Consider the following 18,703-nt stretch of genomic DNA (forward strand, 5'->3'; position numbering starts at 1 on the left):
GAGTGGGGTCGACAAAACACCGGGGTGTCCCGGGCAGTGTGCGTGAAGTGTGAGAAGAAGCGTTAGATGAAGAGGGGGAGCCCGAGCGCTGGCCACAGCCAGAGCGAGCAGCTGACAATGAGTAAGAACATGAGCGGCGCGAGCCACGTCGAGAGCCGGAGAAGGTCGACTGGGTCGATCCCGCCGCCTGACTCTTCGTCACTGAACATCGCGACGGGCTTCGCCGAACTCGGCAGCGTGTGGCAGAACCCGGCGGCCGCGGTCGATGCGAAGGCCGCAGCCGCGGGATCGACGCCGAGCCCCGGGGCAATCGCGATGATGACCGGGATCAGCGCCGCTGACCTCGCCGAACGCGACTGAATCACGAGGTGCGCCGCGAGCGACAGCGCAACGACGAGGAGCAGGAACGCGAGCCCGGCTCCCTGTCCGAGGCCGCGGACGGGCGTGAGCAGTGTCTCGCCGAGCCAGGTGGCCGCCCCGGTGTCGGTGAGGGCTGAGCCGAGGGCGAGCGTCGCCGCGAGGAAGAGCAGCAGCTGCCAGGGCACGCGCTTCACCGCGGGGCCGAGCCCGATGATCCCGACGCCGGGGAGCGTCGCCGCGATCGCGCCGAGTAGCGCGACGACCGCGGGGGAGAGTCCGTGCACGGGCTCCGTGCACCACAGCGCGACCACCGTACCGAGGAGCAGCAGCGCGCGCTGTTCCACACGCGTGAGCGGCCCCGAGACGGGGGTGGCCGCGTCGCGCGCGAGGTCGTTGAGGGTCACCCGCACCCGGGTACGGCGCTCGGCGCGCGTCGTGAACCGCAGCAGCACGAGCTCGCAGGCCAGGTGTGAAGAGACGACGGCGAGCGGCAGGCCGAGCACGAGCCAGCGGAGAAACCCGATGCCCTCGCCCGTCGCCTCGGTGAGGAGCTGGCTGGTGATGAGGTGCGCCCCGGCACCGAGGAGGGAGCCGACAGCGGAGAGCAGGATCACGGTCGGAAAGATCAGCCCGAGCGCGCGCAGCAGCGCGGGTCGGCCCGGGAGCGCCCCCGCAATGGCACGGTAGACGGGCAGTGAGAGGGCCGCCCGCCCGCTCGTCGCGGGGATCGCGAACGCCGAGACGATGAGCGCCGCGGTGCTCGCGTGGGCGAGGGTGCGCGGCCGGCGAGCTCGGGCGACGAGCTGTGCGGCACCCCGGAGCGCGAGGCCCGAGGCTGCGACGCCAGCGGCGATGATGCACGCGCAGATGAGCAGCCAGATCGTGCTGTCACCGAGGCTCGCGAAGAATGCGTCTGCGGGCAGCGCGCCGACGACGAGGAGGCAGGCCGCCGCGAGAAACGCGACGAGCGTGTCGTCGAGGCGCGTGAACACCCATCCCCAGACTGCGGCGAGGAACACGGCGATCGTGGCGGCGGCCGGCAGGCTCAGCGCTGCGGTGTCGGGAGTGGCTGCCGCGGTCGATGTCACGTCGGTCACGCCGCCGGCGGCGCGGATCGCCGCTGGCACGACGAGCCAGGCAGCGAGGAGGATCACGACGGCGGCGGCGATCCAACGCCTGGTGAAGCGCGTGCCGGTGCACCTCGGAGGGCGCGTGCCGGTTCGCGCGGTGGCGCGGCTCTTGGCTCCGGGCCAGCCGGAACCGCCGCGCCGCGGCTGCTCAGCTGCCGCCGCGTGGGCTTCTGGGCGCGTGCGGGGTCGCTGCGGGCCGCGACCTGCCGGTGGCTCGGTCGCGTAACGGACGGTACTCATCGCAGTCGGTATCCCGCCCCGCGCACGGTCTCGATGCGGTCGGCCCCGATCTTTGCGCGCAGCGCCCGCACGTAGACGTCGACAACGTTCGACGCCGGATCGAAATCCATGCCCCAGACGTGCCCGATGAGCTGGTCGCGGGTGAGCACCTGGCCCGGGTGCTGCAGCAGCACCTCGAGCAGATCGAACTCGCGGGCGGTGAGCTCGGCGGCCTCGTCGCCGACGGTGACGCGGCGGGCGCGTACGTCGAGCGTGAGGTCGTCGTGGCTGAGCACGGGTCCGACCTGCCGCTGCTCGCCGTCGCCGATGCGGATCCGCACGCGCGCGAGCAGCTCAGCGAACTGGAACGGCTTGGTCACGTAGTCGTTCGCGCCGCCCTCGAGGCCGCGCACCGTGTCGATGACGGAGTCGCGGGCGGTGAGGACGATCACGGGGACGGTGACGCCCTCGCCGCGGAGCTGACTGAGCACGGTAAAGCCGTCGATGCCGGGCAGGCCGATGTCGAGTAGTACGAGGTCGAAGGAGCCGGAGCGCGCGAGAATGAGCGCGGTCTCGCCGTCGGGTGCGGCGGTCGTGTCGTAGCCAGCTGCGCGGAGGCCGCGCGTGACGAAGGAGGTGATGTGTGGATCATCTTCCGCGATCAGTATGTGCCGCATTTAGCGCTCCTCGAGTTCGGGTGACGTAAGTTCTGGGGCCGCTGTGGGAGCGGGAAGGTCGATGCCGAAGGTTGCGCCCTCGCCGAGGGTGCTCTCCACCCATGCGGAGCCGCCGTGACCGTCGGTGATGGCGCGCACGATCGCGAGGCCGAGGCCTGAGCCGTGCCGGGGTGAGGAACCGGCGGTGTCGCTGCGCGCGGTGACGTGGCCGCCGTGCACGAAGCGGTCGAAGATGCGCTTCGCGGCTTCTTCGGAGACCCCGGGGCCCTCGTCGGCGACCCAGACGCTCAGTCGGCGATCCGCGCCCGCGCCCTCGAAGCGCGAGCCGATGCGGATCCGGTCGCCCGAGTCGGTCACCTGCACCGCGTTCGCGGCGAGCTGGAGCACGGCCTGCGTGACCCGCTGGGCGTCGATCGCTGCCTCACCCTCTGCGACCTCCATGAGCTGCCAGCGGCGGTCGCCGAGCGCCTGCGCCTTCGCTTCGATGTCGAGCGTGAGGGCCGCGACGTCGTGGTCGGCGAGCCGCACGAAGTCGTGCTGCTGGGCCCGCGCGAGCACGAGCAGGTCGGACACGATCCGGCTCATTCTGGCGAGCTCGTCGGTGACCAGGCGGATCGTGGCCTGCCGCTCCTCTGGATCCTCGCTGAGGAGCTCGAGGTGGCCCCGCACGATCGTGATCGGGGTGCGCAGCTCGTGGCCGGCGTCGTCGACGAACTGCTGCTGGGTGCGGTGCGCGTCTTCGAGCCGGTCGAGCATCTCGTTGAACGTCTCGGCGACCTGGGCGATGTCGTCGCTGCCGTCGACCGGCACGCGTTCGGTGAGGTCGTGCTCGGTGATGCCGCGCGCGACCCGGTAGACCTCGCGCACGGGGGCGAGGATCTGGCCGGCGACGAGCCAGGCGACGCCCGAGCAGAGCAGCAGCCCCGCGAGCGCGACCCAGGCGAGCGTGCCGACGGCGCGGTCAACCGCTGCGCGATCCGCCGCCGTGAACTGCGCGACGAGCAGCGAGCCGGTCTGCTCCCCGACAACGAAGTCGACGCGGCCCCAGCGCACGGGCTCGCCGTCGCTGAGTGTCGTCGCGCCCGAGCGGTGCTCGGGGTCGGTCATCGTCTTGAGAATGGAGGCGTCGGGCGCGGTACTGGGGGCAGTACCGGCGGCCGTGCTCGGCTCATATCCGGTGACCCCCGAGAGCGAACCGACGGGGGCGCCGTCTGCGATCCCGATGATGAGCTCGCCCTTATCGACTGACTGCCGGGCGAGGTACACCTCGAGCAGGCGTTCCGGGGTTGCAAAGGGCTTCGTCGTCTCGGGGTCGACGCCCTCAGTGACGAAGCGCACGAACTCCTCGCCCTCCTGAGTGATCTGCGCGTTCGCCTCGACCTCGACGGTGGCGAGCGAGAGACTGCGGCCGATGAGCCCGATCGCGCAGAGCGTGAACAGGGTGCTGAGCACGATCCACACGGTGATGCGCCAGCGCGCGGGCAGCGTGCGGCGGCGGAGGGTGCGCAGCGTCTGCGGGGCTGCTGGCTGCAGGGCAGCAGCGTCGATCGGCTCGAGTGCCACTGTCGGAAGTGCCGCAGTTGGCAGTGCCTGTGTGGGCGGGTTAGTCATCGTCGCCCCAGTCGTCGGCGTCGTCATCCCAGTCATCGTCAACCGGTGCCGGTGCCGGTGCCGGTGCCGGAACGGGAGTCGGGGCAGGGGCCGGAGCTGGAGCCGGAGCTGGAGCCGGAGCGGGAGCGGGTGCCGGTGCCGGTGCCGGTGCGGGCTCTGGCTTCGGAGCAGGCTCCTCGACCACCGGGGCCGGCGCGACGATGGGCGCTTTCGGGAGCTCTGGCGGCCCGGGAACCTGGATGAGGGCCAGGCTGCCCACAGCGATCGCCGCCGGAATGACGATGAGGGCTCCCGGCAGGAGGAAGCGTCGTGCGAAGGTCATGGAACTATCGTCGCGGATCAATGTGAAGCGTAGATGAGTTCAAGATGAGGGATCCTTCATCTAGCCCTCAGCAGGCTCAGCGAAGCCCGTGCATCAGCGGGCTCGGCCTGGGTGACAGGCCCCACGCAACCCGCGAGACTCAGCCAGCGAACGCGAGCGGAGCGATGACGAGCTCGGCGATCGTGTAAATCGCGAGCCCCGCGAGCGCACCGATGACGGTGCCGTTGATGCGGATGAACTGCAGATCCTTCCCGACCTGCAGCTCGATCTTCTCGGCGGCCTCCCGCGCATCCCAGCGCTGCACCGTCTCAGAGACCACGTTCGCGAGATCGTGCCGGTAGGTGTGCACGAGGTACTCGACGACCTTCATCACCCAGACGTCGATCTTGTACTGCAGCGTCGCGTCGCTCTCAAGCTTGCGGCCGAAGTCGGTGACGGCCGCGGTGACGCGCGCCCGCAGCTCGCTTTCCGGATCTTCGAGCATCTCGACGATCGCAGCGCGCGCGGTCTGCCAGGTGCTCGCGGCGAGCGAGCGGATGCGGGGGCTGTCGAAGACCTCGCGCTTGAACGACTCGAGCTGCTGCTGCAGCGCCTCCTGCTCCTGCAGATCGCGGGCAAGGTCGTGGAGAAACTTCGTGATCGCGATGCGGGCCGGGTGCTCAGAGTCAGCCGAGACGTTCTCCAAGAACTTCACGGCCTCGGTGTGCAGCCGCTGGTCGACGAATTTCTCGACGATGCTCGGCATCCACTGCGGCAGTCGCGACGAGATGACCTTGTCGAAGGCCTGCGGGTGCTGCACGAGCCACAGTCGCAGCCGGTTCGCCGCGAGATCAACGAGCGACTCGTGGTGACCGCCCGAGATGAACGATTCGGTTGCGCGGCCGAGTAGTGGCCCCCACTCGGGGTCAATGACGTGCCGCCTCGCAAGCGACTCGATGAGATCCTGCACATCGCGATCGTCAAGCACGGTGAGCGCCCCGAGGCCAACGCCCGCGGCCATGTCGCTCACGCGTTGCGCGTTGCCGGGCTTCCGCAGCCATGATCCCGCCATGCGAGCGCCGCTGATCTGGGAGAGCTTGTCGTGCACGACGTCGTCGGCGAGGAAGTTCTCCTCGATGAACGACCCGAGCCCCTCGCCGATCTCGTCCTTCTTGTTCGCAATGAGATTGGTGTGCGGGATCGGCACGCCGAGCGGGTGCCGGAACAGCGCGGTGACGGCGAACCAGTCGGCGAGCGCGCCGACCATGCCGCCCTCGGCCGCGGCGCGAACATAGCCGAACCAGGGGATGCGTTCCTGCAGAATAAAGGCCACGACAAAGAGCACGGCCATGAAGATGAGGAGTCCGACAGCGATCCCCTGCATGCGCCTGAGCGCGCGCAGCCTGTCGAAATCGGCGGGAGTGATGGCTCCGAGCGTTCGTCGGGTAAACAATGGCACTCCTCCATTATGCGACCTCGTGTATTCCGTGACGCTATCAGTGAGCCATGGGATACTTCACCTCATGCAGTTTCTTACAGTGCTCAGTCTCAAAAACCGGGCACTCATTGCGCTCGTCACGGTTGTTGCTGCCGTGTTTGGCTTCCTGGGAATGTCCTCGCTCAAGCAGGAACTCATGCCCTCGGTGGAGTTTCCAGCCATAGCGGTCATCACGACCTACCCCGGGGCATCGCCCGACGTCGTGAACAACGACGTCTCGGGGCCTGTCGAAACCGCGCTGCGCGGAGTACCGAGCCTGGAGAGCACCACGGCCACCTCGAGCACCGGCATGTCCGTCGTGCTCGCACAGTTCACCTACGGTGTCGACATCGCGGCGACCGAACAAAAGGTCGAGCGAGCGGTCAGTCGAGTCTCGCAGATGCTGCCCGACACCGTGGAGAGCCAGGTCGTGGCCGGCAGCGTTGACGACCTGCCAGTGATCCAGATCGCCGTCACCCCGCCGAGCGGGGAGGATCCCGAAGACACAGCGAAGCTCATCGAGCGCGTCGCCGTCCCCGAGATTGGCGACCTCGACGGCGTTCGCGAGGCGCAGCTCTCGGGAGCGCGCGGCGACCGCGTCACGATCGTGCCGAACGAAGACAAGCTTGCCGACACCGGTATCAGCCAGCAGCGAATCACCGACGCGCTGCAGCAGAGCGGCGTGCTCATCGCGGGCGGCACCGTCGACGACGGCAAGAACACGCTCGCCGTGCAGCTCGGATCCGAGATCCACTCCGCCGAAGACATCGCGGCGCTGCCGATCCCGCTGAGCGCCGACGAGTTCATGGCCTACCAGCAGGCGCTGCAGGCGCAGCAGCAGCTCGCCGAGCAGGCCGCCGCCGGCGCGGCCGCGGGTGCCCAGCTCCCACAGACGCTCCCGCCGGGCCTGCCCGGTGCTGAACCGGGTGCCGAGCCGGGCGCGGAGCCGGGCGCGGAGCCCGGTGCCGAAGCCGAGACTCCGGCACCGCCCAGCGTCGTCACGATCGGTGACGTCGCAGGCGTCTCGCTCGACGCGAACCCCGTGACGAGCATCTCGCGCATCAACGGGGAGCCCGCCCTCACCATAGCCGTGACGAAGATGTCGCAGGCGAACACCGTCGAGGTGTCACATGTCGTGCAGGAGAAGATCAAGGAACTGTCGAAGCAGCTCGGCGGCGTCAGCCTCACCGTCATCTTCGACCAGGCACCCTACGTCGAGCAGTCGATCGAGTCCCTCACGACCGAGGGCCTGCTCGGCCTGTTGTTCGCGGTGCTCGTGATTCTCGTGTTCCTCATGAGTGTCAGGGCGACGCTCGTGACCGCGATCTCGATCCCGACCTCCGTGCTGCTCGCGTTCGTCGGCCTGAACTTCGCCGACTACACGCTGAACATGCTTACCCTCGGCGCGCTCACGATCTCGATCGGCCGAGTCGTCGACGACTCGATCGTGGTGATTGAGAACATCAAGCGGCATCTCGTAGAGGGGGAGGAGCGGGGCACTGCGATCCTCCGCGCCGTCCGCGAGGTTGCCGGAGCGATTACCGCCGCGACCATTACGACCGTCGCGGTCTTCCTGCCGATGGCGTTTGTCAGTGGCATGGTCGGCGAACTGTTCAGGCCGTTCGCATTCACCGTGACCATCGCGCTCGCCGCATCGCTGCTCGTCTCGCTCACCATCGTGCCGGTGCTCGCGTACTGGTTCTTGAAGCCTGACGCGCAGCCGAAGCGAGCCGAGGGCGACGCTGCCGACGCCTCGACCCGCGGCAACTGGTTGGCGCGCGGCTACCGACCCATCATCGAGTGGACGCTCGGCAAGCCGGGCATCACGCTCATGCTGTCGGTGCTTGTACTCGCAGGAACCGTGCTCGCGACGCCGCTCATGAAGACCAACTTCATGAGCGAGGACGAGCAGAACTCCGTCGGCCTCACCCAGACGCTCACGCCCGGGGTGAGCCTCGACGAGCAGCTCGCGCAGGCCGAACGCGTCGAGGGCGCGCTCTCAGACATCGACGAGGTTGAGACCGTGCAGGTCACGATCGGCTCTGGCGACGGTATGGCAGCGATGTTTGGCGGGGGCGGCGAAGGCGCGATCAGTTACTCGCTCACCCTCGACCCTGACGCCGACCAGGCGAAGGCGAAAGACACGATTCGCGCCGCGGTCGAGGATCTCGGCGACGCCGGTGAGTTCGCGATCGGCCAATCCGGCGGTGGCATGACGATGTCGAGCGCGATCCAGGTGAACGTCACCGCGCCCGACCAAGACACCCTCGCCGAGGCGAGCGACAGCATCGTCACCGCGCTCAAGGACCAGCCGGGCCTGCACCAGATTGAGAGCGATCTCGCGATGTCGCGGCCGTTCGTGCGCGTCACGGTGGATCGCCAAAAGGCCGCCGAAGCGGGCCTGAGTGAGGCGGCCGTCGGCGGCATGGCAGCGAAGAGCATGCAGCCCAGCCAGGTTGGACGCATCACGATCGATGACTCGGCAGTGAGCGTCTATCTCGATCTCGGAACCGCGCCCGAAGATATTGACGGCGTGAAGGCGCTTGCGCTGCAGACCGCGACCGGCGAAAAGCGGCTCGACGAGCTCGCAACCGTCGAGGTCGCTGATGGCCCCGTGACCGTGCGCACCGAGAATAACGTGCGCATGGTGACGGTCTCGGCGCTGTCGAAGGGCGACGACCTCGGGGCAGCCGGAACCGAGGTCTCCGCGGCGCTCGCCAAGGTCGACCTCCCCGCGGGTGCGTCGGCGAGTATCGGCGGCGTGATCTCGCAGCAGGAGGAGGCCTTCGAACAGCTGGGGCTGGCGCTGCTCGCGGCGATCCTTATCGTCTACGTCGTGATGGTGGCGACGTTCCGCAGCCTGCTGCAGCCGCTGCTGCTGCTCGTGTCGGTGCCGTTCGCCGCGACCGGCGCGCTGCTGCTGCTCATCGCGACCGGGATCCCGCTCGGTGTCGCCTCGCTCATCGGCGTGCTCATGCTCGTCGGCATCGTTGTGACGAACGCGATCGTGCTCATCGACCTCGTGAACCAGTATCGAGAACGCGGGGACGCGCTGCGCGACGCCGTGCTGCACGGCTCCCTGCAACGTCTGCGACCGATCGTGATGACGGCGCTCGCGACGATCCTCGCCCTCACCCCGATGGCGCTCGGCGTGACCGGCAAGGGCGGCTTCATCTCGCAGCCCCTCGCCGTCGTTGTGATCGGCGGCCTGCTGTCGTCGACCGTGCTCACCCTCGTGGTGCTGCCGACGCTCTACTACCTCGTCGAGCGCAAGCGCGAGCAGGGCCGTGACCGCAGGCGCACGCGCGCCGCTGCGAAACGAGCGGGTACGCTGGTTCCTGTGGGCGCGAGCGAGGCGGCCGTCGGCGAGACCGGCGCGCTGCACGCGGGAGCGCCCGAGATGTGGCCGGGGGAGACGCCCGCGGCCGACCACGATCCCGAGCACGGGGCTCCCTCCAGGGGCGAGACTCTTGCGGGCGGCGCGGCCGCTCCCGAGAGCGACCAGGCAGCGGATCCCGGCATCGAATCACGCGAGAACGACACCGAAGGTGACGTGGGGCCAGCGCCCCGAGGACTGTAACCCATGGCCCAGAAGAAGCGGCGGGGCTTCAAAGCTCCCGCGAACTACGACCCGAACCGCAATCGTGCGCCCAAGCGCAAGTTTGGGGGCGCGCGGTCGGAGGGCGCTGCGCCCCGCGCTGAGCGCGGCGAGCGTACTGAGCGCGGCGATCGATCGGAGCGCGGCGATCGGCTCGTGCGCGGCGAAGGCCTCGAGCGCGGCCCGCGCGGCGAACGTGCAGCACGGGGCGACCGCGGCGAGCGTGCGACGCGTGGCGAGCGCGCGGACCGTGTAGAGCGCACTGAGCGCACTGAGCGCACCGAGCGGCCCGAGCGGCCCGCGGGCGCTGAGCGCGGGGCCCAGCGGATCAGGCCAGTGGACGGCGAGAAGCCGCAGAAGTTCCAGGCGAAGCTGTGGACGGCTGACGACGCCGCCGGAAAGACATTCAAGGAGCTCGGCCTCGGCGGCAACATCGTGCGGACCCTGGGCGAGCTGGGAGCCGACTCGCCGTTTCCGATCCAGGTCGCGACGATTCCCGATGGGATCGCGGGCCGCGATGTTCTCGGGCGCGCGGAGACCGGCTCGGGCAAGACCATCGCGTTCGGCGCGGCGCTCGTCGAGCGACTCCTCGTGCTCAAAGCGCAGGGCAAGCTTGGTGAAAGTACCTCGAAGAAGTTCAAGCAGCCCAAGCGTGGCGAGCGCTCAGCCCGCGGAGAGCGGCAGCCGACGCGCAACCCGAAGGCGCTGATCCTCGCCCCGACGCGCGAGCTTGCGCTCCAGATCGACCGCACGGTGCAGCCGCTCGCGCGCGCGGTGGGTTTCTACACCGCGCAGATCGTCGGTGGCGTGCCGAGCGAGCCCCAGGTGCACGCGCTCGAGCGCGGCATTGACATCGTCATCGGTACCCCGGGGCGCATCCGCGATCTCGTCGAGCGCCGCAAGCTCGACCTGCGCGAGGTGCAGGTGTCGATCGTCGACGAGGCAGACCACCTCTGCGAGCTCGGCTTCTTGGAAGCAACCCAGTGGACGCTGCGGCAGACCGAGCGCGACGGGCAGCGGATGCTGTTCTCGGCGACGCTGGATCGCGACGTCGAAGAGCTCGTGGCCGAGTTCCTCACGGATCCCGCGGCCCATGAGATTGAGCACGCGAAGTCGACCGTGCCGCACCGCGTCTACATGGTCATGCGTGAGGACCGGGACGCGGCAATTCTCGAGTTCGCGAAGACCCCCGGCCGCGTGATGCTGTTTAGCCGCACGCGTGCCGCAGCCGAGAGCATCACCGAGATGCTGCGGGCGGAGGGGATCTCCGCGACCTCGCTCCACGGAAATCTCAGCCAGGCCCGCCGCGAGATCAACCTCAAGGAGTTCTCGACGGGGAAGGCGCGCGTGCTCGTGGCAACAGATGTCGCCGCGCGCGGCATCCACATCGACGATGTCGACGCGGTCGTGCAGCTCGATCCGCCGCAGGAGGCGAAGACCTTCGTGCACCGCTCGGGCCGCACCGGCCGTGCGGGCCGCGGTGGGCAGGTTGTGACGCTGATCCCGCGGACGTGGCAGAAGCGCACCCGCGAGATGCTCGACGAGGCCGGCATCGAGCCGCTCGTGTTTGAGGCATACGAGCCGAAGAAGCGCCCCTCGGGAGCGCGCCGCAAGTAGAGATAAGTGCCAGAGAACCCGCACTCAAACTGTATGGTTCTCACAAAACTTCGGGAGCGTGCTCGGAGCGTCTTGTTGACTGCCCCGCGCTCCCTTGAAGCATGCCCGTAGTCGACATACTCTGGCTCCATATCCAGGGCACAGGAGTGAGCGGTCTCGCCGCGCGGTGAGCCGCTCGCTTCTGCCTCCGCCGTCAAGATCGAATTGGAGATATCGATGGCCGACAACACCCCCCGCATGAACATCCAGCAGGTGAGCGACGCGCTCCTCGGCAAGTGGAAGGCCGAGCGCCTCGAGTCGCGCGAGCTCGTGCGCAGCAACCCGAGCCTGCACACGATCCCCGGCCAGCCGATGGACGAGCACCGCATCCGCGTGCTCAACCAGCTGCACGAGCTCGTCAAGGCGGGCGCGATCCAGCGCGCATTCCCCGCCTCGCTTGGCGGCGCAGACAACCACGGTGGCAACGTCGCCGCGTTCCAGGAGCTCGTGCTTGCAGACCCCTCGATGCAGATCAAGGGCGGTGTGCAGTGGGGCCTGTTCGGTTCCGCGATTCTCCACCTCGGCAATCAGTCGCACCACGAGAAGTGGCTGCCTGACGTGATGAACCTCAACCTTCCCGGCGCGTTCGCGATGACCGAGATCGGGCACGGTTCCGACGTCGCCTCGATCGGCACCACGGCGACCTACGACGTCGACACCGAAGAGTTCGAGATTCACACCCCGTTCAAGGGTGCGTGGAAGGAGTTCCTCGGCAACGCGGCGCTCCACGGCCAGGCTGCGGTGGTCTTCGCACAGCTCATCACGCTCGGCGTCAATCACGGCGTGCACGCCTTCTTCGTGCCGATCCGCACTCCTGACGGCAAGCTCCTGCCCGGCGTCGGCAGCGAGGACGACGGCGTGAAGGGGGGCCTGAACGGCATCGACAACGGGCGGCTCCACTTTACGAACGTGCGTATCCCGCGCGAGAACCTGCTCAACCGCTACGGCGACGTCGCGGCAGACGGCAGCTACACCTCCGACATCGAGAGCCCCGGCCGTCGCTTCTTCACCATGATCGGCACACTCGTGCAGGGTCGCGTCTCGCTCGACGGTGCCGCAGTGCGTGCGATGCAGGCCGCGCTCACCATCGCGATCAAGTACGGCAACGAGCGCCGCCAGTTCCCGGGTGCCTCGGGCCGAGAGACCGTACTCATGGACTACGGTCAGCACCAGCGCAGGCTGCTGCCGCGCCTCGCCGAGACCTACGCGATGGCGTTCGCCCACGAGCGCCTGCTCACCGTGTTCGACGAGGTGTTCTCGGGCGCGAAGGATACGGACGAGAACCGCGAGGATCTCGAGACGCTCGCGGCCGGCCTGAAGTCGCTCTCGACCTGGGCCGCCCTCGACACGCTCCAGGAGGCGCGCGAGGCATGCGGCGGAGCCGGCTTCATCGCGAAGAACCGGCTCACCGGACTCCGCGCAGACCTCGATATCTACGTCACCTTCGAGGGCGACAACACGGTGCTGCTCCAGCTCGTCGGCAAGCGCCTGCTCACCGACTACGCGGCGCAGTTCAAGGATGGCGACAAGGCCGCGCTCGCGCGTGCCGCAGCCAGCCAGATCGGCGACCGCGTGAGCCGCTTCGGGCTCCGCCAGCTCGGCCAGTCGATCGCCGACCTCGGCCAGACCGCGCGCTCGGTTGAGAGCTTCCGCACCGCAGAGGCGCAGCGCGAGCTGCTCACCGACAGGGTCGAGACCATGGTCGCGGAGGTCGCGAGCGTGCTCCGCGACGCCGCGAAGGACGCCCCGAAGGAGGAGCGCGCGCTCCGCAACGAGGAAGCCTTCAACGCCCAGCAGCACAAGCTCATCGAGGCTGCGCGCGCGCACGCCGAACTGTTGCAGTGGGAGGCCTTCACGGAGGAGCTCGAGAAGCTCACCGACCCGGACACGAAGCAGGTGATGACCTGGCTGCGTGACCTCTTCGGCCTCACCGTCATCGAGCGGAACATGACCTGGTACCTCGTCCACGGCCGCATGTCGGGCAAGCGCGCAGAGTCGGTCACCGCCTACGTCGACCGGCTGCTCGGCCGCATCCGCGAGCACGCGATCGACCTCGTTGACGCCTTCGGCCTCGACGACGGCCTGCTCCGCGCCGAGATCGCGACCGGCATCGAGGAGGAGCGCCAGGAAGAGGCGCAGAATTACGTCGACGCGCAGCGCGCCGCTGGCCTCTGGCCGGTGCACGAGAAGGAACTGCGGGCGAAGGCCAAGGCCGCCGAGAAGGCCGCGGCGAAGGCGGCTGCTCGGGCGTAGGCCTGTCGCTTGCGGCGGCGGGGTGTGGTCTGTGTGGATCGCGCCCCGCCGCACTTGCATCTTGTAGCCCCCGAGTAATTCATTCAGCCCCGTTTTCGGGCCTCGCAAGAGTCGGTCTGAATGAAAAGGGTCGGAGAGGATGCTGGGGTGAGGCCGAGCGCGCCGGGCCACCCACCGCCTAGGCTTGCAGCATGACCGAGCTGCGCACCCTGTACCCCGAGATTGAGCCATACGACCACGGGATGCTGCCCGTGGGCGACGGACACGAGATCTACTGGGAGGTGTGCGGCAACCCGGACGGGAAGCCCGCCGTGTTCCTGCACGGCGGCCCGGGCGGCGGCCTCGCGCCAGACTACCGGCGCTACTTCGACCCCGAGGTCTACCGGGTGGTGCTGTTCGAGCAGCGCGGCTGCGGCCGCTCGACGCCGCACGCGAGCGATCCCGCCGCCGACATGTCGACGAACACGACCTGGCACCTCGTCGCTGACATTGAGCGACTGCGCGAGCACCTCGGCATCGACAAGTGGCTCGTGTTTGGCGGATCGTGGGGGTCGACACTCTCACTGGCGTACGCCCAGACCCACACCGAGCGGGTCACCGAGCTCGTGCTTCGCGGCATTTTCACCCTGCGCAAGAGCGAGATCGACTGGTTCTATCAGGATGGCGCATCGCACATCTTCCCCGACGTCTGGGAGGAATACCTCTCGGTAATTCCCGAGGAAGAGCGCGGGGACCTCGTGGCGGCGTATAACCGCAGGCTCAGCGATCCAGATCCCGCGGTGCACGTGCCGGCCGGCGTCGCCTGGACGGTGTGGGAGAACTCGACGGTTCGACTCATCCCCAACGAGGAAGTCATCGCGGAGGCGCGTGCAGACGTCGCCTCGGCGGTCGCGTTCGCCCGCATCGAGAACCACTTCTTCTCGCACGGCGGCTGGTTCGAAGACGGCCAGCTCATCGCTGACGCGGGCAAGCTCTCTGAGATTCCGGGCGTTATCGTGCAGGGCCGTTACGATGTCTGCACCCCGGCGCGCTCGGCGTGGGATCTCCACCGCACCTGGCCCGAGGCCAGCCTCGAGCTGATCGGCGATGCGGGCCACGCCTCGAGCGAGCCCGGCATCGTCGACGCGCTCGTGCGCGCGACCGACCGCTTCGCTGGAAAGTGACATCCGCTGTCTTCACGCTGCACACTGAAGCCACAGAGACGGGATAGCATTCCAGCATGACCTTCAACGAGAACGTTCGCATCGACACGAGTCAGGTGCAGAAGCGCACCGGCGGTGGCCGGCGTACCGGCATGGCCGTGGGCGGCGGCGGCATCGGGCTCATGCTCGTGTTGTTTCTCGGCTCCCAGCTCCTCGGCGTTGACCTCACCGGCCTCGCGCCCGCGCTGAGCTCGGGTGGGGGCGGATCGAGTTCGTCGAGCGAGCAGGTCGTTGAAGTCGACAACTGCGAGACCGGTGCTGACGCGAACGCAAACGTTGAGTGCCGCATGACGGCGACGAGCGACTCGCTCAACCGCTACTGGAACACGCAGGTCGGCAACTACCGCGGCCCGCAGCCCGTCGCGCTCTTTAGCGGCCAGACGCAGTCGCAGTGCGGCACCGCCTCGGCGGCGACCGGCCCGTTCTACTGCCCGCCGGAGGAGCGCATCTACGTCGACACCGCGTTCTTCAACACGCTGCGCGCCGACTACGGTGCCTCGGGCGGCCCGCTCGCCGAGATGTACGTGCTCGCACACGAGTGGGGCCACCACATTTCGAACATCACCGGCTCGCTCAACCAGGCTGGGCGAGAGTCGGGAGCGACTTCTGGTTCGGTGCGCCTCGAACTCCAGGCAGACTGCTTCGCCGGAGCCTGGGTGGGGGCCGCACAGACCGTCACCGACGACAGCGGTGTGCCGTTCCTGAAGCCCGTCACGCAGGCCGAGATCAACGACGCGCTGAGCGCCGCTGCGGCGGTCGGCGATGATCACATCATGGAATCATCGGGCATGCGGGTGGATCCGGAGCGCTTCACGCACGGCACCTCCGAGCAGCGCCAGCGCTGGTTCATGACCGGCTACGAGCAGGGGCCGACGTCGTGCGGCACCTTCCAGGTGCCTGCGAACCAGCTGTAGCTCGGGTGCACCGGGCTGGCTCAGCGCGGAACTACCGCCGCGCCTCCCCGGCACGCACGAGCCGCCCCATCGCCGTGCGGAGCGCCTGCACTGTCGTCTGCACTGAGCGGCGGTGCATCGTTTCGGGGCGCGTCAGGAGGTCGATGGTTCTGGTCGCGTTCACGCCGGTGAGCGGGCGCAGCACGAGGCCCGCGAGCGCCGATCCGACCGTGTAGCGCGGCACCATGCCGATCGCGTCGCCGGTCGCGACGATCGCTGCAACCGACCCGTAGTCGTTGATCCGGTGCACGACCTTCACGGGCCGATCCGCCACCGCGGCAATCGCCCCGAGCAGATCGTCGGGGGAGTATCCCGCGCGGCTCGTCACCCAGGGCTCGCCGGCGACATCTGCGGCGGTGAGTGACTCGCGGGCGGCGAGGGGATGATCCTCTGGGAGCGCGACGTCGAGCGGCTCCTGCGCGAGCCTGATCACGCGCAGGCCCGACTCCGGCCACGGCGGGCTGTGCTCGAGCCGGTGTGCGAGCACGAGGTCATAGTGCGCGGTGAGCTGCGGAAAGTCCTCTTGCGAGACGTCCTCGTCTGAGAGGCGGAGGGCCGGGGGAGAGTCTGCGCTGCGGAGCTCTGCGAGCAGCGCCCCAAAGATCGCCTGCGAGGCGCTGTGGAAGCCGCACACCCGCACGATCCCCGCGGGCTCCTGCTCGAAGGCTTCGACCGCGCCCGCCGCCGCCGCGAGGGCCTCGATGACCGCGGAGCCGGCGTGGGCGAGCGCGTGGCCGGCCTCTGTGAGTACCAGCGTGCGGCCGTCGCGCCGGGTCAGCGGGGCCTGAAACTCGCGCTGCAGCGCAGTGATCTGCTGCGACACCGCAGACGGGGTCACGTGCAGGCTCTCGGCTACCGCGGTCACGCTGCCGAGCGTGCCGAGCTCGCGGAGGATCTCGAGCTGATAGATTTCCACACCGCCCACCTTTCTTTAGCTAAAGCTTAAAGGAATCTAAAGAAAGAGGCCATTGTTCTGAACTGTCTGGAGTGGCGAACATAGCTGTATGCGAGCACTCTTTAAGCCGGAACCCGGCCCCGGGTTCACCCTCTCAGAGGTCCCCGATCCACACTGCGCAGCCGACGAGGTCATCATTCGGGTGATGCGCACCGGCATCTGCGGCACCGACCTCCACATCCTCGACTGGGACGCCTGGGCGGCAGCAAACGTCGACGCGCCGCTCATCGCGGGCCACGAGTTCTACGGCGAGGTCGTCGAGATCGGCGAGCAGGTGCGCGACGTGCGCGTGGGGGATCGCGTCTCCGGCGAGGGCCACATCGTCTGCGGCACCTGTCGCAACTGCCGAGCCGGCCGCCGGCAGATGTGCATCCGCACGAAGGGCCTCGGTCTGCACCGCAACGGCGCCTTCGCCGAGTACCTCTCGCTGCCCGCGAGCAACGTGTGGGTACACTCCGACACCATCTCGCCCGAGCTCGGAGCGATCTTCGATCCACTGGGCAACGCGGTGCACACGGCGCTCGCCTTCCCGCTCGTCGGCGAAGACGTGCTCGTGAGCGGCTGCGGCCCGATCGGCCTGATGTCGGTCGCCGTCGCCCGGCACGTCGGCGCCCGCTATGTCGTCGCCACCGACGTCAGCGAGGCTCGCCTCGAACTCGCCCGCGGCCTCGGCGCGCACGAGACCGTCAACGTCGCCCACGAATCGATCAGGGACACCCAGAAGACGCTCGGCATGCGCGAGGGCTTCGACATCGGCTTCGAGATGAGCGGCGCGGGCACGGCGCTCCCGGGCATGCTCGAAAACATGAACCACGGCGGCAGGATCGCAATGCTCGGCCTCCCGACCGAGCAGTTCGCGATCGACTGGGCGAAGGTCGTCACGCACATGATCACGCTCAAGGGCATCTACGGGCGAGAGATGTTCGAGACCTGGAATGCGATGGCTGCGATGCTCGAGACGAACGAGCAGCTGCGTGAGCGCATCACCTCGGTCATCGCCGACGTGCTTCCCGCGCGCGACTGGGAACAGGGCTTTCAGGCGGCGAAGTCCGCCACCACCGGAAAAATCATCCTCGACTGGACGGAACTGTAATGTACGGCGCATTTAAGCAACACCTCAGCTCAGAACTCACAGCGATCGAAGACGCGGGGCTCTTCAAACGCGAGCGCGGCATCGCCGGCCCCCAGGGCCCCGAGATCACCGTGAACGATGCGCCCGTCTTGAACTTCTGCGCGAATAACTACCTCGGGCTCGCCGACCACCCGAGCATCGTCAAGGCCGCGCACACCGCCCTCGATGAGTGGGGCTACGGGCTCGCGAGCGTGCGCTTCATCTGTGGCACCCAGGATCAGCATCTCGAGCTCGAGTCCAGGCTGTCTTCGTTCTTGGGGACTGAGGAGACGATCCTCTTCGCCTCGTGCTTCGACGCGAACGGCGGCGTCTTCGAGACGCTGTTCGCTGCGGAAGACGCGATCATCTCTGACGCCCTGAACCACGCCTCGCTCATCGACGGCATCAGGCTCTCGAAGGCCCGCCGCTACCGCTACGCGAACTGCGACATGGAAGAGCTCGAGGCTCGTCTGCAGGAGGCATCGGACGCGCGCTTCCGCGTCATCGTCACCGACGGTGTCTTCTCGATGGACGGCTTCGTCGCCCCGCTCGAAGCGATCTGCGATCTCGCTGACAAGTACGACGCGCTCGTGCTCGTCGACGACTCTCACGCCGTCGGCTTTATGGGCGAGACCGGGGCCGGTACGCCGGAGCTCTGCGGTGTGGCCGACCGCGTCGACATCCTCACCGGCACCCTCGGGAAGGCACTCGGCGGCGCCTCAGGCGGCTACGTCTCGGGTCACAGCGAGATCATCCAGCTGCTGCGGCAGCGCGCTCGCCCGTACCTGTTCTCGAACACGCTCGCGCCGACAATCGTCGCGGGCTCGCTCGCCGCGCTCGACCTCGTCGAGCAGGCTGGTGGCGAGCGCGTGCGGTTGCAGGAGAACGCGGCGCTGTTCCGCTCGCTCATGACCGAGGCGGGCTTCGAGCTGCTGCCGGGCAACCACCCGATCGTGCCCGTGATGTTTGGGGACGCGGCCCGCACCGCCGAGGTCGCGGCCGAGCTGCAGCGCCGGGGCGTCTTCGTGACCGCCTTCAGCTTCCCGGTCGTGCCGCGGGGCGAGGCGCGCATTCGCGTGCAGTTGTCGGCCGCGCACACGGAGGAGCAGATCCGCACCTGCGTGGCGGCGTTCGTCGCCGCGACCAGCTAGAGCGCAACTGCTGGTCACTTCGCGCCACGGAACCCGCGGTTTCGCGAGT

The 18,703-nt window shown here is 68.4% G+C and carries 13 protein-coding genes; 7 read left to right on the plus strand and 6 right to left on the minus strand.

All coding sequences use genetic code 11. The features are described from left to right. Positions 1-62: 62 nt before the first annotated feature. From ACI1US_RS05295 to ACI1US_RS05315, 5 genes are all read right to left on the minus strand, one after another. Positions 63-1,730 carry an SLC13 family permease gene (locus ACI1US_RS05295; RefSeq protein ID WP_461638742.1) on the minus strand — a complete coding sequence of 556 codons (1,668 nt, stop codon included), beginning with the start codon at positions 1,728-1,730 and terminating at the stop codon, positions 63-65. Then, on the minus strand, positions 1,727-2,386 hold the full coding sequence (locus tag ACI1US_RS05300) for a response regulator transcription factor (RefSeq protein WP_461638744.1): 660 nt from the start codon (positions 2,384-2,386) through the stop codon (positions 1,727-1,729). The genes ACI1US_RS05295 and ACI1US_RS05300 overlap by 4 nt, the downstream gene beginning before the upstream one ends. Further along, positions 2,387-4,024, minus strand: a complete 1,638-nt coding sequence (locus tag ACI1US_RS05305; RefSeq protein WP_461638746.1) for a sensor histidine kinase — start codon at positions 4,022-4,024, stop codon at positions 2,387-2,389. After that, a complete protein-coding gene (locus tag ACI1US_RS05310) occupies positions 3,990-4,319 on the minus strand; it encodes a hypothetical protein (protein WP_461638748.1) in 330 nt (109 codons plus the stop codon). Before ACI1US_RS05310 ends, ACI1US_RS05305 begins: the two co-directional genes overlap by 35 nt. Positions 4,320-4,458: 139 nt before the next feature. After that, positions 4,459-5,682 (minus strand): DUF445 domain-containing protein, encoded by a 1,224-nt coding sequence (locus ACI1US_RS05315; RefSeq protein ID WP_416549873.1) that lies wholly within the window; start codon positions 5,680-5,682, stop codon positions 4,459-4,461. A 139-nt stretch (positions 5,683-5,821) separates the two neighbouring features. On the opposite strand from ACI1US_RS05315, the gene ACI1US_RS05320 reads away from it, so the two are divergent. The 5 genes from ACI1US_RS05320 (at position 5,822) to ypfJ (ending at position 15,398) form a co-directional block, all read left to right on the plus strand. Beyond that, positions 5,822-9,355, plus strand: a complete 3,534-nt coding sequence (locus ACI1US_RS05320; RefSeq protein ID WP_461638750.1) for an efflux RND transporter permease subunit — start codon at positions 5,822-5,824, stop codon at positions 9,353-9,355. Between the two features lie 3 nt (positions 9,356-9,358). Continuing rightward, entirely contained in the window at positions 9,359-10,990 is a 1,632-nt protein-coding gene (locus tag ACI1US_RS05325; RefSeq protein ID WP_461638751.1) for a DEAD/DEAH box helicase, read from the plus strand. A 216-nt stretch (positions 10,991-11,206) separates the two neighbouring features. Continuing rightward, positions 11,207-13,282, plus strand: coding sequence for an acyl-CoA dehydrogenase family protein (locus ACI1US_RS05330; protein WP_461638753.1), 2,076 nt, complete (start codon positions 11,207-11,209; stop codon positions 13,280-13,282). A 191-nt stretch (positions 13,283-13,473) separates the two neighbouring features. Next, positions 13,474-14,445 carry a prolyl aminopeptidase gene (gene pip, locus ACI1US_RS05335; RefSeq protein WP_461638755.1) on the plus strand — a complete coding sequence of 324 codons (972 nt, stop codon included), beginning with the start codon at positions 13,474-13,476 and terminating at the stop codon, positions 14,443-14,445. A gap of 56 nt (positions 14,446-14,501) precedes the next feature. After that, on the plus strand, positions 14,502-15,398 hold the full coding sequence (gene ypfJ, locus ACI1US_RS05340; RefSeq protein WP_461638757.1) for a KPN_02809 family neutral zinc metallopeptidase: 897 nt from the start codon (positions 14,502-14,504) through the stop codon (positions 15,396-15,398). Positions 15,399-15,429: 31 nt separating this feature from the next. Here ypfJ and ACI1US_RS05345 read toward each other — a convergent pair whose 3' ends face one another. Next, entirely contained in the window at positions 15,430-16,353 is a 924-nt protein-coding gene (locus ACI1US_RS05345) for a LysR family transcriptional regulator (protein WP_461638759.1), read from the minus strand. A gap of 88 nt (positions 16,354-16,441) precedes the next feature. Here ACI1US_RS05345 and tdh point away from each other — a divergent pair, with 88 nt between their 5' ends. Further along, positions 16,442-17,485 (plus strand): L-threonine 3-dehydrogenase, encoded by a 1,044-nt coding sequence (tdh, locus tag ACI1US_RS05350; protein WP_461638761.1) that lies wholly within the window; start codon positions 16,442-16,444, stop codon positions 17,483-17,485. Next, the gene (locus ACI1US_RS05355) at positions 17,485-18,654 is read left to right on the plus strand and encodes a glycine C-acetyltransferase (protein ID WP_461638762.1); all 1,170 of its coding nucleotides are present in this window, start codon (positions 17,485-17,487) and stop codon (positions 18,652-18,654) included. Before tdh ends, ACI1US_RS05355 begins: the two co-directional genes overlap by 1 nt. Positions 18,655-18,703 lie beyond the last annotated feature (49 nt).

Origin of the sequence: Leucobacter sp. BZR 635 (genome assembly GCF_048061935.2) — a bacterium.
Taxonomy (GTDB): Bacteria; Actinomycetota; Actinomycetes; order Actinomycetales; family Microbacteriaceae; genus Leucobacter.